The organism is Streptomyces atratus (genome assembly GCF_014648655.1).
In the GTDB taxonomy this organism is placed as follows: Bacteria; Actinomycetota; Actinomycetes; order Streptomycetales; family Streptomycetaceae; genus Streptomyces; species Streptomyces atratus.
Genome location: NZ_BMRN01000056.1, coordinates 367 through 26,270, shown reverse-complemented (window position 1 = coordinate 26,270; position 25,904 = coordinate 367). Strand labels below are relative to the sequence as shown.

22 protein-coding genes and 2 pseudogenes are annotated in these 25,904 nt (G+C 68.7%); 13 read left to right on the top strand and 11 right to left on the bottom strand.

Translation table 11 applies throughout. From position 1 onward, the window contains the following. The first annotated feature begins 705 nt into the window (after window positions 1-705). From IEZ15_RS38520 to IEZ15_RS38490, 7 genes are all read left to right on the top strand, one after another. Entirely contained in the window at window positions 706-2,235 is a 1,530-nt protein-coding gene (locus IEZ15_RS38520; protein ID WP_189281671.1) for a transcriptional regulator, XRE family protein, read from the top strand. Window positions 2,236-2,277: 42 nt separating this feature from the next. Beyond that, window positions 2,278-3,306: an asparaginase gene (locus IEZ15_RS38515; RefSeq protein ID WP_229846403.1), complete on the top strand. Its 1,029-nt coding sequence runs from the start codon at window positions 2,278-2,280 to the stop codon at window positions 3,304-3,306. Further along, window positions 3,306-3,785 (top strand): PPC domain-containing DNA-binding protein, encoded by a 480-nt coding sequence (locus IEZ15_RS38510; RefSeq protein ID WP_189281670.1) that lies wholly within the window; start codon window positions 3,306-3,308, stop codon window positions 3,783-3,785. The genes IEZ15_RS38515 and IEZ15_RS38510 overlap by 1 nt, the downstream gene beginning before the upstream one ends. Before the next feature lie 140 nt (window positions 3,786-3,925). Continuing rightward, window positions 3,926-4,159: a hypothetical protein gene (locus IEZ15_RS38505; RefSeq protein WP_189281680.1), complete on the top strand. Its 234-nt coding sequence runs from the start codon at window positions 3,926-3,928 to the stop codon at window positions 4,157-4,159. A 27-nt stretch (window positions 4,160-4,186) separates the two neighbouring features. After that, complete coding sequence (locus tag IEZ15_RS38500) at window positions 4,187-4,708, top strand: NUDIX hydrolase (protein ID WP_189281669.1); 522 nt, start codon at window positions 4,187-4,189, stop codon at window positions 4,706-4,708. Window positions 4,709-4,789: 81 nt separating this feature from the next. After that, window positions 4,790-5,149: a sigma factor gene (locus tag IEZ15_RS47425; protein ID WP_189281668.1), complete on the top strand. Its 360-nt coding sequence runs from the start codon at window positions 4,790-4,792 to the stop codon at window positions 5,147-5,149. Between the two features lie 386 nt (window positions 5,150-5,535). Then, entirely contained in the window at window positions 5,536-5,925 is a 390-nt protein-coding gene (locus IEZ15_RS38490; protein WP_189281667.1) for a hypothetical protein, read from the top strand. A 71-nt stretch (window positions 5,926-5,996) separates the two neighbouring features. Here IEZ15_RS38490 and IEZ15_RS38485 read toward each other — a convergent pair whose 3' ends face one another. From IEZ15_RS38485 to IEZ15_RS38450, 8 genes are all read right to left on the bottom strand, one after another. Beyond that, window positions 5,997-6,998 carry a thioesterase domain-containing protein gene (locus IEZ15_RS38485; protein WP_189281666.1) on the bottom strand — a complete coding sequence of 334 codons (1,002 nt, stop codon included), beginning with the start codon at window positions 6,996-6,998 and terminating at the stop codon, window positions 5,997-5,999. Beyond that, window positions 6,995-8,008 (bottom strand): beta-ketoacyl synthase N-terminal-like domain-containing protein, encoded by a 1,014-nt coding sequence (locus IEZ15_RS38480; RefSeq protein WP_189281665.1) that lies wholly within the window; start codon window positions 8,006-8,008, stop codon window positions 6,995-6,997. Before IEZ15_RS38480 ends, IEZ15_RS38485 begins: the two co-directional genes overlap by 4 nt. Further along, window positions 8,005-9,141, bottom strand: coding sequence for a beta-ketoacyl synthase N-terminal-like domain-containing protein (locus tag IEZ15_RS38475; RefSeq protein WP_189281664.1), 1,137 nt, complete (start codon window positions 9,139-9,141; stop codon window positions 8,005-8,007). Before IEZ15_RS38475 ends, IEZ15_RS38480 begins: the two co-directional genes overlap by 4 nt. Continuing rightward, window positions 9,138-10,922 carry an AMP-binding protein gene (locus IEZ15_RS38470; RefSeq protein WP_229846402.1) on the bottom strand — a complete coding sequence of 595 codons (1,785 nt, stop codon included), beginning with the start codon at window positions 10,920-10,922 and terminating at the stop codon, window positions 9,138-9,140. The genes IEZ15_RS38475 and IEZ15_RS38470 overlap by 4 nt, the downstream gene beginning before the upstream one ends. Before the next feature lie 172 nt (window positions 10,923-11,094). Next, window positions 11,095-11,871, bottom strand: coding sequence for a TIR domain-containing protein (locus tag IEZ15_RS38465; RefSeq protein WP_189281663.1), 777 nt, complete (start codon window positions 11,869-11,871; stop codon window positions 11,095-11,097). Window positions 11,872-11,963: 92 nt separating this feature from the next. Further along, window positions 11,964-12,680 carry a uracil-DNA glycosylase family protein gene (locus tag IEZ15_RS38460; RefSeq protein WP_189281662.1) on the bottom strand — a complete coding sequence of 239 codons (717 nt, stop codon included), beginning with the start codon at window positions 12,678-12,680 and terminating at the stop codon, window positions 11,964-11,966. Between the two features lie 128 nt (window positions 12,681-12,808). Next, window positions 12,809-14,032, bottom strand: coding sequence for a class I SAM-dependent methyltransferase (locus IEZ15_RS38455; protein WP_189281661.1), 1,224 nt, complete (start codon window positions 14,030-14,032; stop codon window positions 12,809-12,811). Window positions 14,033-14,144: 112 nt separating this feature from the next. Continuing rightward, window positions 14,145-15,116 carry an aldo/keto reductase gene (locus tag IEZ15_RS38450; RefSeq protein ID WP_189281660.1) on the bottom strand — a complete coding sequence of 324 codons (972 nt, stop codon included), beginning with the start codon at window positions 15,114-15,116 and terminating at the stop codon, window positions 14,145-14,147. A 626-nt stretch (window positions 15,117-15,742) separates the two neighbouring features. Between IEZ15_RS38450 and IEZ15_RS38445 the strand changes: the two genes are divergently transcribed. From IEZ15_RS38445 to IEZ15_RS38425, 5 genes are all read left to right on the top strand, one after another. Beyond that, window positions 15,743-16,273 carry a hypothetical protein gene (locus IEZ15_RS38445; protein WP_189281659.1) on the top strand — a complete coding sequence of 177 codons (531 nt, stop codon included), beginning with the start codon at window positions 15,743-15,745 and terminating at the stop codon, window positions 16,271-16,273. 328 nt (window positions 16,274-16,601) lie between these two features. Next, window positions 16,602-18,602 carry an ABC transporter ATP-binding protein gene (locus IEZ15_RS38440; protein WP_189281658.1) on the top strand — a complete coding sequence of 667 codons (2,001 nt, stop codon included), beginning with the start codon at window positions 16,602-16,604 and terminating at the stop codon, window positions 18,600-18,602. Further along, window positions 18,602-19,135 carry an HIT family protein gene (locus IEZ15_RS38435; RefSeq protein WP_229846401.1) on the top strand — a complete coding sequence of 178 codons (534 nt, stop codon included), beginning with the start codon at window positions 18,602-18,604 and terminating at the stop codon, window positions 19,133-19,135. The genes IEZ15_RS38440 and IEZ15_RS38435 overlap by 1 nt, the downstream gene beginning before the upstream one ends. Then, complete coding sequence (locus IEZ15_RS38430) at window positions 19,132-20,169, top strand: phosphotransferase enzyme family protein (protein ID WP_189281657.1); 1,038 nt, start codon at window positions 19,132-19,134, stop codon at window positions 20,167-20,169. Before IEZ15_RS38435 ends, IEZ15_RS38430 begins: the two co-directional genes overlap by 4 nt. Continuing rightward, the gene (locus IEZ15_RS38425) at window positions 20,153-20,653 is read left to right on the top strand and encodes an MFS transporter (RefSeq protein WP_229846404.1); all 501 of its coding nucleotides are present in this window, start codon (window positions 20,153-20,155) and stop codon (window positions 20,651-20,653) included. Before IEZ15_RS38430 ends, IEZ15_RS38425 begins: the two co-directional genes overlap by 17 nt. Here the strand turns inward: IEZ15_RS38425 and IEZ15_RS45740 are convergent. After that, window positions 20,615-21,928, bottom strand: a pseudogene (locus tag IEZ15_RS45740) (lysylphosphatidylglycerol synthase transmembrane domain-containing protein); the annotation flags it as partial. The gene IEZ15_RS38425 and the pseudogene IEZ15_RS45740 sit on opposite strands and share 39 nt — an antisense overlap. Before the next feature lie 1,196 nt (window positions 21,929-23,124). On the opposite strand from IEZ15_RS45740, the gene IEZ15_RS38420 reads away from it, so the two are divergent. Next, on the top strand, window positions 23,125-23,409 hold the full coding sequence (locus IEZ15_RS38420) for a hypothetical protein (RefSeq protein WP_189281656.1): 285 nt from the start codon (window positions 23,125-23,127) through the stop codon (window positions 23,407-23,409). 43 nt (window positions 23,410-23,452) lie between these two features. Here IEZ15_RS38420 and IEZ15_RS45735 read toward each other — a convergent pair whose 3' ends face one another. Together IEZ15_RS45735 and IEZ15_RS45730 are read right to left on the bottom strand one after the other, a co-directional pair. Then, window positions 23,453-24,775 carry an HAD-IC family P-type ATPase gene (locus tag IEZ15_RS45735; RefSeq protein ID WP_229846400.1) on the bottom strand — a complete coding sequence of 441 codons (1,323 nt, stop codon included), beginning with the start codon at window positions 24,773-24,775 and terminating at the stop codon, window positions 23,453-23,455. Window positions 24,776-25,098: 323 nt separating this feature from the next. Beyond that, window positions 25,099-25,701 (bottom strand): annotated as a pseudogene (locus IEZ15_RS45730) (P-type ATPase actuator domain-containing protein); the annotation flags it as partial. Between the last annotated feature and the right edge of the window lie 203 nt (window positions 25,702-25,904).

The window sequence follows — 25,904 nt, the reverse complement described above, 5'->3', positions numbered from 1 at the left end:
TCTCTACGTGGATCTGCGCGGCCACGAGCCCGAGGGGCCACTGCCCGGTCCTCCGCCGCTCGGCCAAATCCTTGAGCCGTCCAGGCCGACGAGGCCCTCGGACGGACATTGCGCAGACCCGTCAGTGTTCCTACAGAACACCGGCAATGACGGCTAGTCAGTCACGAATGCATCGTGATGAGCGGCGTCTGCCACGCTCTGAACCGCCCCCTGGTCCGCCCGTCTGCTCTGGTCTTGGAACGAGGTGCGAGCGTCCAGGCCGCCAGGGCTCGCCGTCGGCGGACGACTCGATGCGCATCCCTCTGGCGGCCATGTCCGCCTCGTCCGCGACTCTCGAAGGAAGCTCATGGATTTTAGTTCCGTTCAGCTGCCGCCCGGGGAGAGCCCGCGCGACCACCTGGCCGAACCCCAGGCCCTCGCGCACGCCCGCGGCCATGTGATCCGTGCGCGATTCTGCGACACCATGGGCGGCACCCGGCCCGGCTGGGCGAAGGCTCAGCGCGCGATCGCCGGAGGCCGCGCGCACGGCATCATCTCCTCGTCCCGCGCCAGCGCTGTGATGACCTCCCGGCCCCCACATCGAGGGGGGCTCCGATCATCCTTCCGGCCCAGTCCGGCTGGTGAGCCACACCGCGGGCACACCGAATCAGCGAACGAACATCCCGCGAGCAGCCTTGCGGCTCTGGGGACATCAAGGAGGACGACATGACTCAACCGGAGGAGTCACGGGCCCGGACTGTCGTACCGCTCCTGTACCACCTTCTGGACGCTCCGGAGCTCAACTGCGCTTCACCGAACAAGTTCCGGGTCCTCTGGCCGATCATGGCCGAAGACGCCGCGAAAGCGTTACAAGAGCCGCGACTCGCTAGGGTCCGGCCTTCCCCGGCTACCTACAAACGGTGGCTGGCCGGCACCCATATCCCCCGCGGAGACCTGCGCACCATCATCGAGGCCTATTTCGGCAAGAAGGTCGAGGCCCTCTTCCAGCTCGTCCCCGTACGCGACATCGTCCGCCCTCGCCCGCTGGACCGAAGGACGCGCACCGCGGTACGAACCCTGGACTACACCTGGCCCACGTCCCGGCACGTCCCCGGCGAACCGGACGCTGGAATCTTCGGCAGCTGGGAGCTCTCCGGCGGACGGCACTTCGACGGCACCTCGATCGGCGTGCAGATCTATGAAGCCGAGCCCCGCGGTGACGTCATGGAGATCAGCTCCGCAGACCTCCCCCACCTGGAGACCTTCGTCCGGTCCTCGCGCAGGGGCGTGATTCTGGCCTCCCCCGGTGCTGCTGGCGGGTCCGGCCTGTACGTGATGGACGCCGCGCTTGCCCGCCAGGACCTCTTTGTGGGCCAGGATCCGCGTGTACCGCTCGCCTACCAACTGGACGACCTGGTCTACGCGATCGTCTGGGCGCTGTACGTCGTGGACGACGGTCTGCTGGCGGATGACAATCCGCTCTCCGACCGTGCCGAGCAACTTCGGCACTACGTCAGGATCAGTAACTCGGCGCCGTCGCGATCCGAGATGCCCGACCTCTCCCCCATCGGCGCCGCGTGGCTGGGCTCCAGTCTCTGCGCCCAGTACATCGTCCGCCATCTCGGGGACCTTCCCGAGGTGCCGGCGTTCTGGACCCGCGAAGCCACCGGGGAGGAATGCGCACCATGGTTGCTTTTCAGGCACAAACACGACTACTTGCAGAACGTCGCCGATCGCTTCGCGGGACCAGGAAGCGCGCTCGGTCGCGCGTTTTGCATCCCGGAGTCCGTGGTTCGATCAAGCGAGATTTATGAGCGAATTCTTCTGTTCCTCACGATTGCCATGATGGAGATGTACGTGGTCAAAGTGTGGCTGAGCACGGAGCAGGAGTACCAAGAGGTTGAGGGGTTCGTCCTGGCACGCAATCAGGCCATCCTGGCGAACTGGGTACGCGAAGAATCCGTCTGGCGGGTCGCCACTACCAGCGCGCGACGGGAGTTGGCTCCCTACCAGGAGGTGATCGGCCACGCGCGGGCTCACAGTCTGGTCGACGGGCCGACGCCGACGGCACGGCTGCAGGCCCTGGCCGACTACCTCGACCTGGACTGGACCTGGTTGACCGGCCGGTGCCAGGGCCTCGCTGAGGAGGGGATCACCAGCATGCTGCGTCCCCGCAGCCGCCTTCTCACGCTCAAGGCACTCGACCAGACCCTGCGCTTCATCGGCAGGCTGGGCAGCCCATATGACGGCCGATAGGCTCAACTCGCCCTGCTCCACCCGCGATCCGAGGAATGTGCGTTGACGAAGCCAAGTTTCCTTCCTCCCACGGTGCTCGTGATCAGCCTCGGCGGCACCATCACGATGACCCCCACCACCGCGGAGGGCGCGGCGCAACCCACGCTGAGCGCCGAGGAGCTGCTCGCGGCCGTGCCGCAACTGGCCGACACCGGCATCGTCGTCAAGACTCAGTCGTTCACGACCAAGCCGGGCGCCTCCCTGACGTTCGACGAGATCGAGGAGCTCGCCGGCCAGCTGCGGGCCATGGACGGTCAGAGCGCTTTCGACGGCTTCGTCGTGGCCCAGGGGACCGACACCTTGGAGGAGACGTCCTACCTGCTGAGTCTGCTGTACGCGGGCCAGACGCCTCTGATCATCACGGGCGCGATGCGCGCCCCCTACCTGGCCGGAGCCGACGGACCTGCCAACCTGCTCGCCTCTGTCACCGTCGCGGCCAACCCACGGGCCCGCGGCCTTGGCGTCCTGGTCGTCTTCAACGACCAGATCTTCGACGCCGCGAAGGTCCGCAAGACCCACAGCACCAGCACGAACGCGTTCACCGCACCCGACACCGGCCCCCTGGGCACCGTGGCCGAAGGCCGCCTACGGCTCCTTGCGATCCCCGCGCACAAACCCCTCCCCCTCTCCACAGTAATGACCCGACCGGCCCGCGTCGGCGTATACCCCGCGTCCCTAGGCGACGACGGCACGCTGCTGGCGCCGCTCCTCGAACAGGTCGACGGCATGGTCATCGCCGCCTTCGGAGTCGGTCACGTGCCCGCGACCTGGGTCCCCATCCTCCAGGAGGCCGCTCAGCGGATCCCGATCGTCCTCGCCTCCCGCACCGGTGGCGGCACCACCCTCACGCACACGTACGGATTCGACGGCTCGGAAAAAGACCTGTTGGACCGGGGTCTGATCGGCGCCGGACACCTTGACCCGTACAAAGCCCGCCATCTGCTGACAGTCCTGCTGCGCAGCGGCGCCCACCGCGACACGATCCTCGCCACCTTCGCACCCGCCGGGACGACCGCGGAGGGACGTGGTTGATGCGGCACACAGAACTGACGATGGGGCGCAACTTCGCGCTGGCCTTCGATGACGGCGACGACTTCGTCGCGGAGCTGACCGGCTTCTGCGCGGAGATGGGGATCCGGCAGGCGATCATCCCGATGTTCCTCGGCGGGTTCCGGCAGGTGAGCCTGGTGGGGACGAGCGGCCCGCTGGAGGACCCGGAAGCTCCTGTATGGGACGAGACAATCCTGCACACGGTGGAAGCCGTCGGCTCCGCCACCCTCGCCTGGAGCCCGGAGCACGACGCCCTCGCCCCGCACATCCATGTCGCAGTCGGACGCAAGGACCAAGCCGCCGCAGGGAGCATGTCTCATCTGCTGCGGGCGGAGGTGCAGTTCATCCAGGAAATGTTCCTTCAGGAGGTCGTCTCCCCCCGGATGCTGCGACCGCTGTGCGGACCACACGCCGTCCCGACCCTGACCTTCGCCCCGCACCCCGAGACCGAGACCGTGTGACCCCGCCCGGCTCCACCCCGAGCTCGGCGCGACAGCCTCCGCGTCTCCCCGGTGAGCCGGGCCGGTGCCGTCTCGTCGTCATCTCGCCCTTGGCAGTGAGCAGGGGAATACCCACTCGTCGACCACCAGCCGAGGACGGCATGGTCGCCGAGTCGCAGCGCCGAGGCCTGCCAGTCCGAACCACCTGGAACGGACTCCCCGCCGTCACCGGCAGCCTCAGCCTCGCCCGGCCCGCGCACCCCACACTCGTCACCGCCGTCCAGCGCTACCACCGCGGATGCACCGTCCACCCCGAGCGACGCGTGCTCTGCGACTGGGAGCACGGACGCGCCGAGGGCGCCCGCATCATCCGCGCCGCCCGACCAGCCGCCTGACCTCCAGAACCCACTGGGAACGAGACCATGAAGGCCTGCGACAACACCTCGGTCGGCATCGTCATCACCGATCACCAGGGCCTGTACCTGATGTTCGACCGCGCCACCTTCCCGTCCGGCACGGCACCCGCCGCCGGCCACATCGACGACCACGGGACCGCCGAAGACGCGGCCCGCGCCGAGGTCGAGGAAGAACTCGGCCTCACCGTCACCGGCCTCACCCACGTCACCGGCTGGTGGCGAGGCAACCGATGCCGCCGCCTCCCCGGCGCACGCGGCACCGGCCACGACTGGACCATCTACCAGGCCACCGTCACCGGAGACCTCACCCCGAGCACCCGCGAGACGACGAACGTCCGCTGGATCGCTCCCGACGCTCTACAGGAGTTGGCAGACCGGACGGTCGCCTACGCCCAGGGACACCTCACAGACGCCGAGTTCGCGGCTGCGCCCGGCATCGAACCGGTGTGGATGCAGTGGCTCGCCAACATCGCCGCGATCCACATCAGCCCCGACGACCTGCTTCGAGTGGACCAGCTCACCAGATAATCGCCGCCCCGTCCGCCTGACCCACCGCGGCAGCCCCACTCTCTGGGCGCGGCGGCCGCGCCTCCTCCCAGGACCAGCCGCATGGCCACCATCCCGTCCCTCAACGTCGGAGGCCGACCAGCCCACCACCGACGAGGCCCTCGCCGAGGACGACGCCTGGCTGAACTACCGCGCCCACCAGAGGCTCCCCGCTCCAGCGACTCTCGCCACAACGACCTCGTCCAGAAGGGCCGGATCGCCATCTGGCAGGCGTACGACCGCCATCAGCCCGGCAGAGGAGCCCTCCCGTCCTGGCTCACCCGGCACGCCACCATGCACCAACGGCTGCAAGATCTCCGGCGGACGACCCTCCGTCAATGGGGTCATCAGATTGCGTGTCCCTCGTTCGGGGGTATCTGCCAAGCAGGCCCAATACATGCGGCGCGGCCAACCCGCGCGTAGGCCCGAGCTGCCACGGCATCGTCCAGTACTACCTGCTGGTCGGCGACCACGCACCGCGGCTGCCTGGTTGTGGCAGTACCTGAGCCCGACCCGGCACCGTCGCCAGCAAGCGGAAGCGGACCGGCCGACCAGGCCGCCACCGCGGCCCGCCGCCACGCGAGGCGGTGCACGCGGTGACCGACACCGGCTTCCTGCCCAGGGTGACCAGTTCGGCATCGCTCAGGCGGGGCGCCGGCCGACCGGCGGGCGCCACGACGCCAGGTCGGGATGCTCGTCGCATAGAGTGCCGGCGCGAGGCTGTTCATGTCGTTCGCCAAGACGGTCTTGGACACCTTTCGTTGTTGTCTCCGCAGGCACCCCTCGGACCGCACCACCAGGAGGAACTAGTGTCATCCCCGCAGCTGATCACCCCCGAGGAGAAGCTCGCCGACGCGAAGAAGCAGCTGAGCTTTCCGCGTATCGTCGTGATCTGCGGCTCCACCCGTTTCATGGCCGAGATGACCGAGGCCGATCTGCGGGAGACCAAAGCCGGAAGGATTGTCGTCAAGCCGGGTTGCGACCTGAAGTCGCCGCACGCACTTTGGTCCGATCCTGTCGAGGCCGAGGCGCTGAAGATCCGACTCGACGAACTGCACCGGGCGAAGATCCTGCTCGCTGATGAGGTGCTCGTCGTCGGCGACTACATCGGAGACAGCACCCGAGGCGAAATCGCGTACGCCCGGTCGCTGGGCAGGCCAGTGCGGTTCACGCACCCCGAAGTCGACCCCGACGCCTGACCGCCCCCCAGCATCCGCAGGCACCCCTTGGGATTGATCATCTAACGGGTGGCGTGGCGGTGAAAGCGAGCTCAGGCAGCGGCGGAACGCATCGCGGCCGTTATGGCGACAGCGAGAGGCCGCCGGTGGTTCATCACGTAGAAGTGGTCGCCTTCGTACCTCTCGAGTCCGCGGAAGTCCGTCGTGAACGCTCGCCAGGAGAGTAGATGGTCCTCGCCGATCAGCCTGTCGTGGTGGCCCCCGAATACCGAGAGTGCAACGGGCAGCGGCTCGGGGTTGCGGGGAGGAGCCCAGGTGTCCAGGAGTTTGAAGTCGCTACGGAACACCGGGGCGAACTTGCGCCAGACGGCGTCGTCGTCGAGAAGCTGCGGTGGGCTGCCGCCCACGTTCCGCAGCCAGCCGCGCAGTTCGTCGTCGGACATCAGGTGAGGGCGGCCGTCGGCTTCGGTCTCACCTCGCGGGGCGCCGTAGGCGGACACACCCAGCCAGGTGGGGAGCGGGTCCCCTTCGCGGAGAAGTCGGCGAGTGAGCTGGTAGGCGATGAGTGAGCCCATGCTGTGGCCGAAGAACCCGAAGGGCCGGTCAAGCAGTGGAGCGATGGCGGTGTGGAAGTAGTCGACCAGCTGATCGCAGTCGTCGATCAGCGGGAGTGTCTGTAGCTGGCCTCGGCCGGGGGCCTCCAGGAGGCAGAGTTCCCAGTCCTCGGGGAAGTGCTCCGCCCAGCCCCGGTAGAGCAGGTGTGAGCCGCCGGCGTGGTGGAACATGAACAGGCGCGCGGCTGGGTCGCTCAGCGGTTTCGAGCGGATGAGCGGGCAAGCCGACGTCTCGCCGGTGAGCGTCGAGATGAGGAAGGCGTGCAGCTCAGCGAGGGTGGTGGCACCGCTGACGGCCACGGCGTTCTCCGGGACGCCGTACGCACTCTCCACGCGGGTTGAGATCTCGAGCATCAGCAGCGAGTCGATGTCGAGATCGTGGGAGAAGTGCGCTTCGTCGGTGACCTCCTCCGGCTCGGTCTCCAGTACGCCGACTATCAGAGCGCGGAGATCCTGGATGTTCACGGTCGGCGTGGTCATGGGTGTTGTCCTCGTTCCTGCGTGGATGGACGAATGGCCGGCCACGGGGTCAGCAGGAGAGCGCCCGTCGCGTCGTGGCGAGGGCCTCCGGCCGTGGCGAGCACGTTCCCGGTGGCGCCGCTCTCCAGATGGGCAGCCGCGGCAGCGCACTGCAGGACGCCGAGCGCCCCGGACAGCGGGCCCAGCTGGGCTTCCAGATCGATCCGGCGAGTGGCTGCGAGCAGATGGCCCGACCGGGCACCCGCCTCGTCCACGAGCCACAGTCCGACGGATTCCTCCTCGGTCACACCGGCGGAGACCAACGCCGCGGCGAGGTTCCGGGCCCGTGCGTAACCGGTGATCGTGGCGCGTGGCCGTGCGCCGCGGGAAGCGGCTGCGTCCGCCGGTTCAAGTACGACCGCGACCGCCGCGTCGGTGGACTGCTCGCCGAGGACCTTCGTCACCACGTCGTTGGCTGGTTCGACGCCGACGACGACGGCTGCTTCGGCGCGTCCGGCCACGATGAGGTTGCGGGCCCAGGAGAGGGCGTCCAGACCGCTCGTGACGCCGTTGCAGACGGTGAGGTTGGGGCCGCGCAGCCTGTAGCGGATGGCCACCCAGCCGGCAATGACGTTGCTTGATGTCTGTGGCAGGCCCAAGGGGCTGAGGCCCATGACGCCTGCTCTGGCGATCGTGTCGGTGGCTTCGCAGACGCTGTCCACGTTGCCCAGGTTGGTGCTGACCACGACGGCGGTCGAGTCAGCCACGCCCGTGAACGTGGCGTCGGCATCGGTCAGACCCGCGTCATGGAGGGCGAACCCGGCGGCCCGCAGGGCGAGCCGGGACGCACGGTCCTTGTGGCGCAGCTCGCGTCCGCTGAGACCGGTTGCCGGGTCAAAGATGCCCTCACCCGGCAGGGGTCCGAGGAGGTCGCCGTACGTCGCAACACCGGGGAGCGCCAGTCCGATGCCCGTGACGACGACCTCCCGGGCGTTCGGGTTCCTCATGTGTGCGGTGCTCGTCGCGCTCATCGGGCTGCCTCCACGATCGCGACGGCGTTGATCCCTCCGAAGCCGAACGCGTCGATCTGAGCGATGGTCAGGTCGCCGGCTGCGGGGAAGCCCTGCACCAGGCCCAGTCCTGCGGCCTCGGAGATCGGATCGGTGAGTCCCAGGACCGGGGGTACTGTCCCTTCCTTCATGGCGAGCACCGCCATCACGAGGCTGAGTAGTCCCGAACCGCCCAGGGTGTGACCGGTCATCGCCTTGATGGCGGTCATCCGCGGACCGGTTTTGGCGCCCTGGAAGATGTGGCGCAGGACGCTCGACTCCGTCGAGTCGTTGCGGGGGGTGCCGCTGCCGTGCAGCATCACCAGGTCGATGTCCTCCGCCCGCACCCCTGCTCTGCTGTAGGCGTCCCGCACCGCACGGGTGATGCCGTCGGGGTCGGGCGCGGTGGCGTGGTGAGCGTCGCAGTTCATGGACACACCGCGCACCCGGGCGTGCACGGGCCCGTTCCCGGTGCCGGCGCGCTGGACGACGACGGCGGCCGCGCCCTCACCCATCAGCATGCCCTTGTGCGTGGCGTCGAAGGGGCGCAGCGCGTCGGGGATGTCGTTCTGCACCCGGTCGAGCGTGCCGAAGCCGCTTTCGGTGGCGGCGTCGGTGCCCGCGACGACGACCGTGTCGGCCATGCCGAGCTCGATCATGTCGGTGGCCATGGCGAGCGCGTACAGCGTGGCTGAGCAGGCGTTGGCGAAGGTGTACGTGGTGGACGCGCCGAAGGTCTCCTTCAGGGCGGTGCCGAAGTGCAGGTCGTCGAGGGCGACTTCCGCGTGGGCACGCCACCACAGTTCGAGGCTGCGCTGCTCGCGCATGGTGGTCCCGACCAGCACGGGTACCTGTGACAGGTCCTCGTCCAGGCCCGCGTCAGCGACTGCCTGACGAACGACGGTGGTGAGCCAGCGGGTGGCGCGCCGCGGTATGTCGCCGCCGCTCTCGGGCCGGTCGTCGATCTCGTAGGCGTGTGTCGCCCGGTACTTGTCGGGGTCGAAGGCTTTCAGGGGCTTGCGGCTCTCCTGGCCCGCGCACAACGCGGCGAAGATTTCCCGGGGGCTGGTACCGATGTTGGCAACGGCGGCCATGCCCGTGATGTCCCAGGTCACGGTTGTGTAGCCGCCTTCCTCAGCTCGAAGGCGGCCAGCTTGCCGGTCGACGTGGTCGGGAGCTTGTCGAGGAACTCGAGACGGGCGGGGCGCTTGTGGGCGGCAAGACCGCTACGGATCGCGGCGTTCACCGCGCGCCGCACCATGGCCGTGTCGGATCCCGGCCGGGCTACCAGATACGCCACGGCCTGCTCCAGGCCATCGGCATCGCGGTAGCCGACCACCACGCCGTCCTGGACCCCTTCAGCGACGCGGATGACGCTCTCGATCTCACTCGGCACGACCTTGTAGCCGCCCAGGTTGAGCAGGTCATCGGTGCGGCAGAGATGGGTGAACGTGCCGTCCGGCGCGCGGCGCACCAGGTCACCGGTGTAGGCGCCGCCGTCGGCGAAGGTGACCGCTGCGGCCTCCGGCCGGCCGATGTAGCCGAGGGCGACGGTCGGGCCGGCGATGTGCAGTCGGCCCTCCTCCCCGTCGGCGACGGGCGTGCCGTCCACGGCGCGGACGGTCGCGGTGATCCCGGGCACCGGGACCCCGAATGTTCCCGGGCGCTCTTTCCCCGGCGGCGTGCCGACGACGATGTAGAGCACCTCGGTAGCGCCGAGGCCGTTGAGCAGCTCGGCCTGGAAGGCGGTGCGGATCCGCTCGCTGAGCGGACCCGGCAGATTCTCGCCCGCCGCCACGCACAGCCGCACGGAGTCGGAGGCGAGCGCCGTCCCGGATGCGTTCAGCAGCGCCGCGTAGAGCCGTGGGACGGAGAACAGCACGGTAGGCCGGTGGCGCTGCATCGCGGCGGTGAGTGAGTGAACGTCGACAGGTCCGCGGATGAGCGCGACGCGGGAGCCGGCCGCCAGAGGGCACAGGACGGAGCTGCCGAAGCCGTAGCCGAAGGACATCCGGGCGGTGGACAGCACGGTGTCCTCGGGAGTCAGTGCCAGTACCGTGCCGATGCCGTCTGCCATGGCCGCGATCGCGCCCGCCGAGTGCCGCACCCCCTTGGGCATGCCGGTGCTTCCGGAGGTGTACTGCACGAGCGCCTCACGCCCCGCACCCCACGCGGCCGGGGGCCCAGCCTCCTCCGGGCGCCGTGTGGGCCCGGGCTCGGCCGTCGCCAGAGCAGCACGGACGTCAGCGCCGGCGAACTGGGGTGTCGTCTCGAACAGCTCTTCCAGGGCACGTTGCCGCTTGGGAGCTGCGTCGAGGTGCACCATCGCGGCGGCGCAGTTCTCGGCGATGTAGCGGACTTCGTCGTCCGTGAGCATCGGGCTGATCACCACGGGGACGCAGCCGTGCCACCACAGGCCGAGGACGGCGACGACGGTCGCCACGGAATCGTCGGCGATCAGGAGGCCGCGGGCGCCCTCAGGCACGCCTGCTGCCCTGAGGGCGCCCGCGTACCCGCGTGCTGCCTCCAGGAGGTCGGCGTAGGTGATCTCCCCGGCCTGGGGGTCGAGGTAGCTAGCCCTTTCGCCCCGGTCGGCGGAGACATGACCCGCCACCAGGCGGTCGATCAGGTCGACACCCTGGGGGCTTGTCGCCCGCTCGCTGAGCACGGACACCGCGGCGTCCAGGCTGGTGAGGGCTGCCGCTTCCTCAGCGGACAAAGCTCCGAACTCGCGCTCGATCGCGGCCGCGACCGCAACCTTTTCCAAGGAGCTCATTCCGAGTTCCTCATAGAACAGGGCACCAGACTCGATGTCTTCCTTCTCCACTTCAAGGACAGACGCCACGATCTCTCGCAGCCTGTCGCGCACTATGTCGATGGGTTCTGCATCGCGCACCGGCGAGGGTCCTTTCCGTATCTTCGTAGCCGAGAAGTGAGATCTGGGTGGACAGAGAGCGAGGATGAGCCGGAGACCTGCTCCCGGCCCTGTGCCGTTCGCCGAAACGCCGCTTCGTTCCGGCCGGGGATGCAAGAACGGGGTGGGGTGCTGCAGCCCTCAGCGGGTGTGCTCAGGAATCCAGGCCGACCTCACAGGGGAACAAGACAGAAACGCCCTGGGGCTCCTCCGTGAAGATGACCCTCTTGGAAAGTGCGGACATGAAGCCGAGCTCGAAGATGGTGCCGTTTCCAACGAGACCGCCGGGGTTGCATACGACAACAGCTTCGGCTTGCCGGAACGCGTCCATATGCACGTACTTGTGCCGCCACGTGTCGCGTTCGTTCTTCAGCGAATCCTGGTAGTCGAAGAGGATGAATTCGGTGCCCGCGGTTTCCGGCTTGATCCTTGCGCTCCGAGGGCTGAGCACTACGGTGCCGCTTTCGCGCAGACGGGCGATGGTGTCCTCGATGTACCCCAGAGATTGCTGGAAGCTGCCGCAGACGACGGCCTTCCGGAACTCCCGCCGGACCAGGCCTTCCATCATACCGTTCGAACCACATGCGGACATGCCCGTTTCCAGGTAGAACCGCTCCAGCTCAGGCCCCACTATGTTGAAATAGAGGCCGGTGTCGACATAGACGCTGTTGACCAGTGCGGCCGCTTCCGGCTGCGGGAGCCGCTGGAAGACCCCGGTGGCGTACAGTCGAGTTCCCTTGTTGTCAACAACCTCGCTGAACTCCTTGAGCCCGGCGCAGAACTCGCCGACGCTGTCTGCCAGCACCTCGCCGGCGAGGCTGTCTCCAAACGCGAGCCGCTCCCTTTTGAGTAGCTTCAGCTCGCCGCTCTGGAAGCGGTAAACGCCAACGCGTTCCGAGTCGAAGTGGACCAGGACCCTGCCTTCTGTCACCAATGTACTGTTCTCCTTCTCGTTCCAGCGCGTTGGGAGCACACAGCCTTCGTCGAATCAGCTGAGAGGAAGCGTTCCGGAGGACGCCACGACTAATCGCCTTCTCCGCGCAGAGCGCTGAGGTACTTTTCGGCGAATTCTTCCTCTCTCTCCCGATTGTATTGAGTGATGAAACGCGGGTGCTCCAAGGGCACGATCCTCTGGAAGAAGCGCTGGCCCTCGTTTACCTTCGAGAGGAACTTGAAGTTCTCGCCACTGCCAATGCAGTAGCACACCGAGGTGTCAGTTCCGAATGCCAGCTGGCGTTCCAGGGTGTCCACGAGGAAAGAGCGCAGGAGCTCCAGCAGCTTCTTGTTTTCATAGTAGTTGCAATTGACCTCGTTTCCCTTGGGGTTCGTTCTCACCAGGCCAAGAGGACACACAAAACTCATGACGAAGTCGGCATAGAACCTGTCGCGGCCCCCGTAGCGCCTGATGACGTCGTGCAGAAACCCGGCGGAAGGCCGGCTCACCGCATAACCGTCGACATCGACTCCCGTTTCGCTTTCGAGGAGCTTGGCGTCTTCGAACGGGACCCCGGTCACGGCCGTGCCGCGTCGGGCGGGCGAGCTCCCCAGTACCAGACGGCGCGGCTCATGGTCGTCGTAGTACTTGTGGTAGAACGCAGTCGTCACCTCGCAGACACGCTCCTGCTGGGGGCCGCTGAACGGATTGATGACCGTGAATCCGGGAGGCAGTTCAAGCGTCGTTCCCGCGAGTTCCTCGTTGAACTGCAGGATCCGATGGGCAACAGTCGTTCGCCCGTTCATTGCAGAAGCCCTTCCTTCACGCTGGTCACTCTGGACAGCCCGGTCGCACCCGGCCGTCTGCGATTCAGCCTTCCCGCAGAACTGATGGGACGTCGCGAACGTGGCCGGCCGGAGGGACGGTGGAAACGTTAGGCGGTGACGGCCGACAGGTAAATCTCGGCACTTGTTGGAAACATTCGGATATCTTTAAATCCAGCACAGTCGAGCTTCGCGCCAATCAGATTGGCTGTGTCCATCCCGCGATAGAGGTCGACGAACTCCGTGCCGGGGATGATCAGTCCTGGCACGACGCAGCCCCGCTGAGTATACAGAAATCCGTTGGCTACAGAGACGATAATCACCGCGCCGGGCTTCAGTACTCTGTGCGCCTCTGAGGCCGCTGCGGACGTGTCGAAGAACGACGAGTTGTACGTCCTCAAGGAGACATACAGGTCGTAACTGTTCTCCGGTAGGGCAGACAGGTCTTCGGCGCCAGAGACGACAGTTCTCGACAAGGGAATGCGTCCGCCTATATTCGCAAGGCCACTTTCCGCGATGTCAACAAAGGTGATCTGCGGGCATTCGGAAAACAAAGCTGCTGCTTCGTGACCGGCTCCGACGCCGACGTTGAGGATGTTGACGGTAGACAGCGACCTTGTGGACGACCTCCTGTAAACCGACATGAAGTCGTCGGTCCACCTCAAGTTGGCGGCACGAGCGTCGTACGCGTAGTCATAGGTACCGTACTTCGCGTCAAACGCTTCGGACAGTGCGTCGTTTACGGCGCGATCAGCCTCTTTGCAATCGATCCCATACCTCTGGCAGATGAGAGAAGCGAGCGCAAACCTCCCCCTGTTCGCATTGACATCACTCCTGGAAAGCGCGAACCCCCTCGACCTCAGCCAGGTGGAGACGGCTTCACTAATGCGATGTGTGGAGTAGTGGGGGTTGCACTCGATACTCTGCTCGCTCACTGCGTAGAGGTGTCGATTCTGCTCGAGGATCTCGCGCTGCAAATCGTCGGGGAAGCGGTGTACATGACCACGTGCGGTGACGGGATCGTCATCGAGGTAATTCGTCAGCACGGGGTCTGGCAGACCGATATAGACCCTGTCGACGCGCACTTCCTTCAAGAGCTCGGCGAGCTCAAACGACGAGGCCGCTGACAGGGTGTTGATCGTCAGATATACGCTGTGTGCGCTGGATGTTCCGAGTTCTTGCATCCTGCGCCGCAGAATGCGATACCAGGATGCGCCGCGTACTTCGCCCTCGAAGGCGGAGCAAATCAACTCGTCGTGTTCAGAAACGAGCGCAACGCCGACCCGCCGACCTGATTGTGGCGCCCTTTGTGCGACGCCAATGGCGTAGTTCATCCAATAGGTACTGTTTGGGCTCATGTGAGCCTCCATTTCTCACCTTGCGCAGCACGCGCGGGGGGCGTCATCGCTCCTCGGGGGCGTGGGCAGGCCGGCTCGGTCCGGGGATTCATGGCGCGGACGCCGCATCCCTCGAGCGGAGCTGGCCGAGCTCTACCAGCTCGGCTCGCAAGGCCGTGTACGCGGCGTCGACGAATTCGTAGTCCGGTTCGCTCAGTTCGTTCTTGAAGCCCTGGTAGTTCACGGCCACCTGTTGTGAACTGGTGAATCCGGTGAGAACGATCGAGTCCGGGCAGCGCTTGAGGCAGTAGTGGAGGGCGACCCGGGCGAGGTCTTGCGGGGTGGGTCCGAACCGGTCCCGCAAGGGCTGCAGGCGTCGCTGGACGGCGTCCAAGACCGGCGCGGTGATGCGGGAGCGGACGTCGCCAGGGCCGAAGGCCGTGTCCGGAAGGTATTTGCCGGTGAGCAGTCCCAGGCCCAGAGGCTCGGTGATCATGGTGGCGACGCCGTGGCGACGGGCGAAGCTGAAGATGTCCTCGTCGTCTTCGCTGTCGGCGGCCTCGGGTTCGGGTGGCTGGCTGAGGGGGCTGAAGGGGGTGGTGATGACCTTGGGGCCGAACTGTTGGACGAGGAAGGCGAACCGAGCCGCGCTTACCTGATTGCGGTCGCCCGAGGTTGCGGTACCTGCCGCCAGCCGGTTGGGCGACCTCATCCCGAGCGCCTTGACCCTGCCGAGGTCACGCAGGGCCTCCAGTGTCTCCCGTGCCTCTTGGAGGTACTGGTCGCGTGGGCCGAAGTCGGTGTGGTGCAGTGTCAGGACATCCAGCGATTCCACGCCGAGGTTCTCAAGGCTCTGCTCGACTTGTCCGTGCAGATTGAGGGAGCGGTAGGCGTTGACGCTGGTGCCCCTGAAGGCCCCGACCGTGCTGGTGATGCTGATGCTTTCGCGGGGCACCTGGGCAAGCATGCGACCCAGCAGCCTCTGGGAGTGCCCGAGACCGTAGACGTCCGAGGTGTCGAAGACAGTCGCTCCCTCTTCGCGGGCGCGCAGGAGGGCATCAACGGCGCAGTCGTCGTCCACAGGGGCCCATCCCGCGGCGTGGCCCAGATTGGTTGCCGGTCCCCCGACGGGCCGGCAACCGACGCCGAGAGGGTGCTCGTCCCATCCGGCGACCAGGCGTCGCCGGGGCAGGTGTGAAGCGGTCACGACGGGGCTCGCTCTCATCGCGAAGGACAGGGCGCCGACTCGGCTCGCCGTGGTGCAGCACAGCGATGAGGCACCGGGGAATCTGGAGAGAAGTGGGGCGGAGCGCGGCTCTCGTCAGCCCCGCTCTCACCGTCGCACTTGTCCGAACGGGAAATCCAGCTGCCCAACGGCTCATATCGGGGGTCATTCCCACGAGGAGACGACCCACCTACCAGCATTTGGTCCTGAAATGCCCCAGATTTGGGGCTGCTCGCCACGTAGTGGGAGGCGGAACTGAATGACCCTCGATATGAGCCCCCGTGCACCTGGCCCGACAGATGACGGCAGGGCAGGCTGGTGGTCAGCTCCTAAGTGGTCCTGCGATACCGGCAGTTCGACGTGCCGGGGCGTCGACCCTGTCCCCCATTCGCCCCTAGCCACCGGGGCTTCGGACGTCAGGCACCCCGTGGTGACCCTGGTCTCCGAAGCCCCGGTTTCACTCCCCGAGGAACCTTTACCCGTTGCTGCGACTGCGATCGTCGAGGGTGCTGTCCCCGGCCGAACTGTCCTGGCGGACCGACGCGATCGGCGACGCGGAGACAGCCCTGGCCAACGTCGTCGGCCGGCCGGGCAGCTGCTGGAAGAGCTGCCCCTTCAGTCCCGAGGAACTCCTCCGCCGCCTGGCCGCCCGGCTGCGCCACCAGACCGGCCTCGGCGTCATTCTCAACACCAGCGCGGTCACCCCCCGCCCTGTGGGAGACGTCCTGACCCGCCGCGACCTGGTGGAGCTGGTTCCGTACGACAACCGCTCCCTGCGCGCGGGGCCTTCGCCCGCGTGCGACCCGCGGACGCTCGGGGATCTCGAGGCACGCTGCGGCCCTCTCGTCATCGAGGTGCCGAGACGGGACGCTCCGCTGATCACCACGGACTACCTAGGACAGCAATTCCCAGCAACCCGCCCCTACCCCGCCCGCCTCAGTCAGCTGGTGTTGGCGGCCTTGGAGCGTGACCGTCCCGCCCCAAGGCCGTGGAAGGCCCGCGCAAGCCCCTGATCGAGTGCCACACGTCGTCAACCACTCGAACGTGTGGATTCAAGAGTGACCAGGCAGGAGACTCTTGGCCCGGACGCCAGGGCCGTATTTACGTTCGAGAAATTCGCCCGTCCGGGGCCGTTACGGCCCCGGATTCGGCGCGTTCTTAGAGCACCAGTACCAACCGGCCGCCCAGATGGAGGAACACTGTGAACGCTGAGCCCGCTCCCGCTCATCGCCCCGGATTCGAACAGCGGCGGTGGTCCCCGCTCGCCTCCCAGACCTGCGGCCCTCGGCAGTCCGACGTCTACGCGCGCCGCTCGGCTCGACTGGATACGAGGTGGGGGGCATGAGCAGCGGAAGTGATGCAGACGGCATCCGCCCGGGGGCGGTGCCCGGCCCGCGCGGTGCGGAACTTCCGCTGCCGCCCGCCGCCGTGCCGGACGGGCCGCACGACGGTGACATCGCCGACGGCCTGGAGGAGGCGTACTGGTCCGTGTACGACGGCGCCGCGTCCCAGGCTACGGTGGGACAGATCCTCGCTCGGCTGCCGCGGATCGTGCGCCAGATCGGCCAACTGGCCTGGAACACGGACCGGACCGCGACGGTCGCGGTCGTGGTTCTGCAGCTGGCGTCGGCCGCGATGACGGCGTTCGGGCTCATGGCCTCGGTGGCGGTGCTGCGGGAACTGTTCGCCGAAGGGCCGACCCCGGACCGGGTGCGCGCGGCCATCCCCCAACTCCTGTTCGTCGTCGGCTTCCTGTCTGCCCGGGCGCTTCTGGAGGCGGGCGTCGCCATCGCGCAGGCCAGGGTGACCCCGCAGATCCGTACCGCGCTGGAGACGGAGTTCCTCACCCTGACCGCCCATGTGCGGCTGGAGGTTGTCGACGACGCGGACTGGCACGACGAGGCGTACCGGGCCAACGACCGCGGGCTGTTCTATGCCCGGCAGATCGTCGGCCAGGTCGTCTCCCTGGCCGCGGCCCTGCTCGGGCTTGTGGGCACCGCCGGCGTTTTGGGCGTCCTCCACCCGGCCTTGCTACCTCTTCTCCTGCTGTCGGTGCTGCCGGTCGGCGCGGCGGCCGTTCGTAGCGCCCGGGCGCGCTTTCACTCCTTCAAGCGGTGGAACACGCTGCAGCGCAGGGTGCGGGTCTTCTCCTGGCTGCTGCTGGAGAGGGACGCCGCCGCCGAGCTCCGCTCGGACACCGCCCAGGGTGCGCTGCTGGAGGAGCACTACCGGCTGACGACCCGGATCGCCGAGGAGGACACCCGCCTGGGCGTGAGCTCGGCCGGGCTGACCCTGGCGGGCCGGGCGGTCGGCGGGATCGGCACCGGCATCACCTATACGGCGCTCGGCGCCATGCTGATCGCGGGCTGGCTGCCGCTTGCCGCCGGTGCGGGCGCGGTCCTCGCCATTCAGGCCGCCCAGTCCTCGCTGACCCGGCTCGTCGACGTCTCCCACCTGGTCTACGAGCACGCAATGTGGGTGGACGACCTGTTGGCCTTCCAGGAACGCTGCCGCACTCTCCAGCCGCGGCGCAGCGGGCTACCCGCCCCCGAAACGGTGAAGACCATCACTTTGGACGACGTGTCCTTTACCTACCCGGGCAAGGACACCCCGGCGCTCAACGGCATCTCCATGACGCTGCACGCCGGGCAGACGGTGGCGTTCGTCGGCGTCAACGGCTCCGGCAAGTCCACCTGCGCGCGGCTGCTCGCAGGGCTGTACGAGCCCCAGGACGGGGGCACGGTCTGCTGGGACGGGGTGAACGTCCTGGACATGGACGCCGAGTCGTTGCAGGCCAGGGTGGGCTGCGTGCTCCAGGACCCGGTCCGGTTCCCGTTCAGCGCGCTGGCCAACCTGACGGTCTCCCGGGGCACCCTCACCGAGGCCGACCCGCAGCGGGCGCTGGACGCCGCACGGGCCTCCGGCGCCGAACAGGTCATCGCCGGACTGCCCGGCCGGTGGGAGGCGCTGCTGTCCAAGCGGTTCCGCGGCGGCCAGGAACTGTCCGCCGGCCAGTGGGCGAAGGTCGCCGTCGCCCGCGGCCTGTACAAGAACGCCCCCGTCCTGCTGCTGGACGAACCGACCGCCAGCATGGACCCCCGCGCCGAGCACGCCGTATACGAGGCGGTACTGCGGGACAACCCGCGCCCCGATCAGATCACGGTGCTGATCTCCCACCGCCTGGCCAGCGTCGTCGCCTGCGACCGCATCTTCGTCTTCGACGGCGGCCGCATCACCGAGAGCGGCACGCACCAGGAGCTGATGGACCTCGGCGGCGAGTACGCCGCCATGTTCACGCTCCAGGCCGCCGGCTACCGCGCCGAGGCCGGGGAGGCGGCGTGATGCCCGACCACGTACAGCCCTGTCGCGCGTCGGCCGGCGTCTGGCCGGAGCACTTCACCGACCACCGCTACGGCACCAACTGCCCGATGTGCATGAACGACTTCGCCGCCGACGACATCGGCTGGGGCCTTCTTGTCCGGCGCGGAGAGGTCAGCAACGCCTACCTGTGGCGCAGCGGCCAGGTCCGCGGGTACGCCGTCGTGATCTACACCAGCCGTCATGTCGCCGAGCCCACCGAGCTGGACGAGGGGGAGGCAGCCGCGTTCTGGCGCGACGTCCTCGCCCTGGGCCGCGCTGTGGAGGCGCTCTACGAGCCGCTGAAGATGAACTACCTGCTGCTGGGGAACCAGATCCCGCACGCCCACTGGCACTGCGTTCCACGCCGCGAAGCCGGAACGGACCCGGCGCCGGGCGGGCCACTGCCCTTCGATGCGCTCGATCTCGGGCGCCAGGACGAGGAGCAGCTGCAGGCGGATGCCCGAGCCCTGCGCCAGCTGCTGAACCCCACCGGCCGGTCGGGGGTGCGGCGATGAACGGCGCCGAGTCGAACGTGATGGTCGTGGCGGGGATCCTGACGCTCTTCTACCGGATCATCCCCACCGCGGTCGTCGAAGGTCCCGCGGGGACCGCGACCCGCAACTACGTCGCCCGGGACAGCGACGGAGCCCGGTGGTTCGTGAAGGCCTACCCGACGGGCACCGATCTGGACGCGGAGCGCCAGGCGCTGGAGCTCGGCCAGTTCGCACGGATCGGCCGGATCCCGGTGCCGAAGGTGCGGCAGACCCTCGACGGTGACCTCATCGCAGCCGCCGGCAGGATGGCGGTCTCGGTCGCGGCGTACGTCGAGAACGCGCAGACAGCGGAGGGCGGCCTGTCCGGCGACCGGTGGGCTGCGGTGGGCGAGACCGTCGGACGCCTGCACCGGACCCTGGCCCGGCACCCGGCCGGGCCACCGCGCCGGGTGCCCGCCCGGGAGGTCTGCGATGTGAAACGGGCCCGGCAGCGTCTTGAACGGCTGCTCGTCCTCTTCGCTAAGGGGCCGCCCGCCTCGGGGTTTCCCGCCTGGGCACGCGAGACCGCCGCCCGGCGGGTCGACGCGCTGCCCGCCGCGGCCGCCATGGTCAAAGGGCTGCGGACGTCCTTGACGGTGCAGACCGTCCACGGCGACCTGGCCTCGCCCAACCTGCTCCTGCGCGGACAGCAGGTCGCGGCGCTGATCGACTTCCGGCCGCCCGGTCACCGCAGCCCCGCCTGGGAGCTCGGGCGGATTGTCCTCGACCCGCGCACCGTCCTAGCAGAGCCGCAGTGGCCCACGGGCCTGGCCGAAGCCGTTGACGCCTACCGGGCAGCCAACCCGGCGCTGCCGGACGAAGAGCTCCTTGCCGTACCCCGCCTCGCCGCCGGGTACCTGGCCTGCTCGGTGTATCCGCTGTCCGAGGCCGTCGACGACCCGGCCGCCGTCACCCCCGAACTGGAGGCATACGGCCACAACCGGCAGGCGGCCATGGCTGAGCTGTGCGAGCGCCTGCCGGAAGCCGAGGAGGTGCTCCATGACCTCCTCCACTGACCCCTCCTCCCCCGGCGCCCGGCCGTCGCTGTGGCGGCACCGCGACTTCCGGCGCTACTTGACCGGTCAGGCAGCCAGCGTGACCGGCAGCTCGATCAGCAGCATGGTGATCCCCGTGCTGGCGGTGCTCGAACTGGACGCGACCACCGCCGAGGTCGCCTGGCTGACGTGCCTGGGCCAACTGCCGCCCGCACTGCTGGCTTTGCACGCTGGGGCCTTGGCCGACCGCCACTCCAAGCGGAAGCAGATGATCACCGGCGACCTGGTCAGCGCCGCCGCGCTGGCCAGCGTGCCGGTGGCGGCCGCGCTGGACCGGCTGTCCCTGCCCCAGCTGATGGTGGTCGCGGCCGTGCAGGGCGCGGCGGGCGTGCTGCACGATGCTGCCGCGATCAGTCTCCTGCCCGGCCTGGTCGACCGGTCCCTGCTCGGCGCCCGCCTGGACGAAGGGAAGATCGCCGCCGAACGCGCGCACGCTCAGGGCTAGTCCGACGACCTGGATGAGAGGCAGACCGAGCGCGCCGGTGACGAGGAGCGCCAGTTTGGCAGGGTCGGACGCGATCCCGGTCAGGGTCGACACTGCCGCGTGCAGGAACGGCCACACCTTCTCGCGCAGGAAGCGCCGGCCGGGTGGGGTGACACCGAGCAGACCTGCGGCCGCGAGGGTCAGGGCGATGGCCGGCAGGACATACCGGCCTGCGGGCAGGTGCAGGTGCGTTCCAGCGTGGTGCCGTCCGGCCCAGGCGAAGAACCCGGCGGCGAGTACGGCGTTGGAGGCGGCGCCGGCCAGGCTCTGCAGGCCGACGGAGGCCGTGGCAGCCCCGGTCTCGATCCCCGTCTTCTGCAGGTAGCGCAGGTTGAGCGCCATGCCGCCGACGTTGCTCGGGGTGATCCGGTTCAGGAACGAACTGGCGAACTGCACCTCGAACGTGGGGCCGAAAGGCAGCCTGGCCGGAATGGTGCCCATTTGCAGACAGGTCGAGAATGCCTGGGAGATGAAGGTGACGGGCACTACGGCGAGCACCCACCACCAGTCGGCGTTGCGCAACGCGGTGATCACCGCCGGGGCGTTGGCGAACTGCGGCAGCACCAGGTGGAGTACGAGGAACGCGCCGACCAGGCCGAAGATGCTCTTCCAGGTGAAGCGCGCGAGGTGCGCGAGGGGAGCCGGCTCGGCACCGGTCGCCGCCGTGACCTCGGCGGAGAGGTCACGCAGCAGGCTCGGGCGGCCGCCGGGGCGCACCGTGCGCCGCTTGGCGCCCGCCCCTGCCACCCGCGCGCGGGCCTGGTCGTACCGTGCGACCTCGCGCTGTGCGGGGCCGAGCAGCGCCAGCGGCTGCAGGTAGGGCAGGGCCGTCGCCAGCAGCCGCGGGCCGAGGCCGGCCAGCGCGCACTGGGTGGCGCGGTGTGCCCCGACGCGGGTCGCGGTGGTGGCCAGCAGCTCGGCGATGTCGCTGCCGAGCGCGTCGGGTGCGGCGCCGAGCCGGGCGCGCGCGAACGCGGTGAGCCGGGACGCACCGTCCGGCTCGACGAGGATGTGTTCCGGGCGCAGCGCCCGGTGCGCCAGTCGGTGCTTCTGCAGGTGGCCCACGGACGTCCACACCCCGGTGAGTATCCGGTCGGTGATCTCCTCACCAGGGAACGCGGACAGCGGACGGGCAGCGTGCTCGACCGTCACCAGCAGTGCACCGCCCCCGGCCACCGGGTACGCGATCACCGGCTCGGCCGCCCGGGCGCCGGCACGGCCTGCGAACACGAGCATGAGGAGCTCGTGCTCGAACGTGGCGAGCGGGGAATGCGCGCCCGTGTCGGCGGGATGGCGCAGCAACGCGAGCCGGGCCAGCCGGTGGAAGACATCGCGGTTGCGGTCCTCGGGGCCGAGCACCTGTACCGTGAGCCGCGCACCGGTGGTGGTCTCGGCTCCGTAGCGGACCCCCTCCCCGGGGCGCCGATCGGGGGAGGGCGTCTCCCGCAGCGCGGCGAGCGGGATCCCGCACGCGACGAGTGCGTCGGCGACCGCCTGCGGGACCGGCCGGTCCGCCGGGCCTCCCGTCAGCAGCAGCACGGCCGATCCGGCCACGCCGCCCACGGCGAGCGCGGCGACTGCCTCCAGCGGCATGAGGGCGGCGGCCGCGACGCTCAGCACGGCGCACGCGACGGTCAGCGCCCACCACGTCCGCCGCAGACGCGTGTCCAGCCAAGGGCCTGCCGCGACGACCGCCGCCGCGCAGGCGGCCAGGTACGCCGCCGACGGCCAGCCGGCATGCACCAGCGCGCCCCGACCCACCAGCACCTGCGGCCACAGGCCCGGTCTGGCGCGCGTCAGGGCCAGGTGGGTGACCAACCACGAAAGCAGCGCGCCCAGCGCCGCCGCGGGCACGACCCGCAGGATGGCGTCGCCCCGCCGCCGGGCGACCAGTACGCCGAGGGCCACCACCGGCGCGACCACAGCGACCGCCTGCACTGCCCCGACGACACCGTCGCGCAAGCCCGGCGGTAGCGCGGTCGCCGCGTCAAGCAGCCCCTGCTGCATCCTCCGGGTGGACGCCAGCGCCACGGCGGCTGGCAGCACCGTCATCACCAGCACGGTTCCGGACACCAGCAGCCGCGCCAGATCGGCCGCCCGGCGTACGTCGCGCGGCGGCAGGGCGTCGATCACCGGCGCAGCTGCGGCCTGAGCACCTCCAGCGGCAACGGAGAGCGGGATGATGCCAGGGCGTTCACTCACAACCGGCTGCCCCAGCGGATCCGGCCTTGGTCATGTCGGCTCCTCGTCGGCGAGCCCGGGGCGGGCTTCGGCGGGCACCGCCGCTTCATCAGACCAACCGGTGCGGGCGGAGGGATCCGCGCTTCCGTCATTCGAGCGCGTCCGAGACCGGTCCGCAAACCCACGCCACCCACAATGCGGGATGGGGGCTCATCAGCCCTTTGTCATTCCGCCTTTGCATCGTGCGCGCCATGCTTCCCGCCTGCAGCACGCCCGCGCCGTCCGCGCTGCCGCCCGCCATGCCGCCAGCGACGGGCGGCTCGTCGTCGTGGCCGGGTGAGCAGGCCGTAGGTCAGGTGTGGCACGACCTCGTTCTGCCATGGGCTGTCTGGCAGGGACTGGATTTCGCGGTGCAGTTCGACGCGGCACGTGACCATCCGATGGCAGTGGATCGTCTGGACGGCTCGGGCCTGAGCCGCTGTGGTCATTCCGAATATTTCGAATATGGGGACGGAGTTTCCGCTGGCCAGACATGAAGTTGGCGAGAGGGGCGCGTGATGCCCGTCGGGTGTGGACCGTTCACCGGCGGACGGCGGGAGCTTGTGGGGCTTGCGGGTGCGGCAGTCGGATGATGGTGCTGAACCGTGCTGCGCGGCGCCGCAGGTGCCGGTGGCCGAGGGTGGGTTGTGGGCGAGCCGGTGGCCGCGTCTTCCGGTAGAAGATCCGCTTGCCCAGCTCGACGAGGAACAGGTAGACGACGACCATGGCGGCCACCGCGGCGAAGAAGGCGGTCGGCAGGGGTTGGAAGCCGAGGACATGGGCCAGCGGGGTGGCCGGCAGGGCGGCGCCCAGGGCGACGACACCCAGCGCGGTCAGCGTCAGGGGCAAGCTGGGGCGACTGTGCCGGAAGGGGATGCGGCGGGTGCGGATGGCGAAGATCACCAGGGTCTGCGTGGCGAGGGACTCCACGAACCAGCCGGTGTGGAACTGGGCGGCGTCGGCGTGGAAGACGCCCAGCATCACGGCGAAGGTGACGAAGTCGAACAGGGAGCTGATCGGTCCGAAGCAGATCATGAAGCGCCGGATGAAGGCGATGTCCCAGTGCGCGGGCCGCCGCACCTGCTCCTCGTCGACCTCGTCGGTGGGGATGGCGAGCTGGCTGGTGTCGTACAGCAGGTTGTTGAGGAGGATCTGCGAGGGCAGCATCGGCAGGAAGGGCAGGAACAGGGAGGCGCCGGCCGCGCTGAACATGTTGCCGAAGTTGCTCGAGGTGCCCATCAGGACGTACTTGATGGTGTTGGCGAAGATCCGCCGTCCCTCGGCGACCCCCTCGGCCAGGACTCCGAGGTCCTTCTCCAGCAGGATCACGTCGGCCGCGTCCTTGGCCACGTCGGTGGCCGAATCCACCGAGATGCCCACGTCGGCGGCGTGCAGCGCGAGGGCGTCGTTGACGCCGTCGCCGAGGAAGGCGACGTCGCCGCCGGTCTTCCGCTGGATACGGACGATGCGGGCCTTGTGCTCGGGGCTGACCCGGGCGAAGACGGTGGTGTCGCGGATCGCGGTGGTGAGCCGCTCGTCGTCCATGGCGTCCACGTCGGTCCCGGTCAGCGCGGCCGCGTCGGTCAGCCCCAGATCGTGGCAGACCTTGGCGGCCACCGCGGGGTTGTCCCCGGTGACGATCTTCACCGTGATGCCGAGCGTGTTCAGCCGCTTCAGTGCCTCGGCCGCGTCGGATTTGGGCGGGTCGAGGAAGACCAGCAGCCCAGCCAGGCGCAGGTTGTATTCATCGGCAGCAGCGGGTGCGGTACCCGCCTCGGCGTGACGGGTCGCCACCGCGACGACTCGGTTCCCGGCGGCGAACTCAGCTTCCAGGGCCTGACGGGTGGGCCCAGGCACCTGCACGCAGCGTTCCAGCACCGCCTCCGGTCGCCTTTGGTGATCAGCACGGTGTCACCGGCGGTACCGGTGACGGTGACGGAGACCATCCGGCGCTCGTGGTCGAAGGGCAGGATGCCAGCGTGGTTCCAGCCGCTGAGCAGCTGGCCCTGGGCGGCCGCGGCCGGGGAGTCCCACAGGGCCTCGTCGAGCGGGTTTCCGCCCACGGGTCGGCCCTGGTCGTCCACGTCCGTCTCGGTGCACAGCAGGCCCAGGCGCAGCACTTCTTCCGTGGAGGTACCGGTGACGGGTACGGCTCGCATGAAGTCGATGCGACCCTGGGTGAGGGTTCCGGTCTTGTCGGTGAAGAGCACGTCAACGTCGCCGAGATCCTCGATGCACACCAGCCGCTTGACGAGTACCTTGCGTCGGCTCATCCGCCGGGAGCCGGCAGCCAGGCTGGTGGAGACGACCGCGGGCAGTAGCTGCGGGGTGATACCGACCGCGATGGCCAGTGAGAACAGCAGTGCGTCGATCAGCGGCTTGTGCAGTGCGACGTTGATGATGAAGATCGATGTGGTCAGTGCCCCGGCGACGTAGACCAGCAGCATGGAGAAGCGGCGTAGGCCCACCTGGAACTCGGTCTCCAGCTGGTGTCCGCTCAGCCCGGCGGCGATCTTCCCGAACTCGGCCTCGGCACCGGTGGCGACCACGACACCGCGGCCGTTTCCGGAGTGCACCACGGTGCCCATCAGGGCGCAGCCGGTCAGATCCGCCAGTGCCGTGCCGGCCCGCACGGCAGCGGTGTCCTTGGCGACCGGCAGCGACTCACCGGTCAGCACCGACTCGCTGCACTCCAGCCCCGCGGTCGCAAGCAACCGCAGATCTGCGGGCACGATGTCGCCGAGCCGCAGCTCGACCACATCACCCGGGACCAGGGCGGTGACCTCCACCTCCTGTGGTCGCCCGTCACGCAGTACGACCGCGCGGTGCCGGATCTTCGCGTGCAGCGCCTGGGCGGTCTTCTCCGCCCGGAACTCATTGACGAAACCAAGGCCGACGGAGAGCGCCACGATCACCCCGATGATCACGGCGTCGCTGCGCTCGCCGACGAAGTACGACACGACGGCCGCGGCCAGCAGCAGGCCGAGCGGCA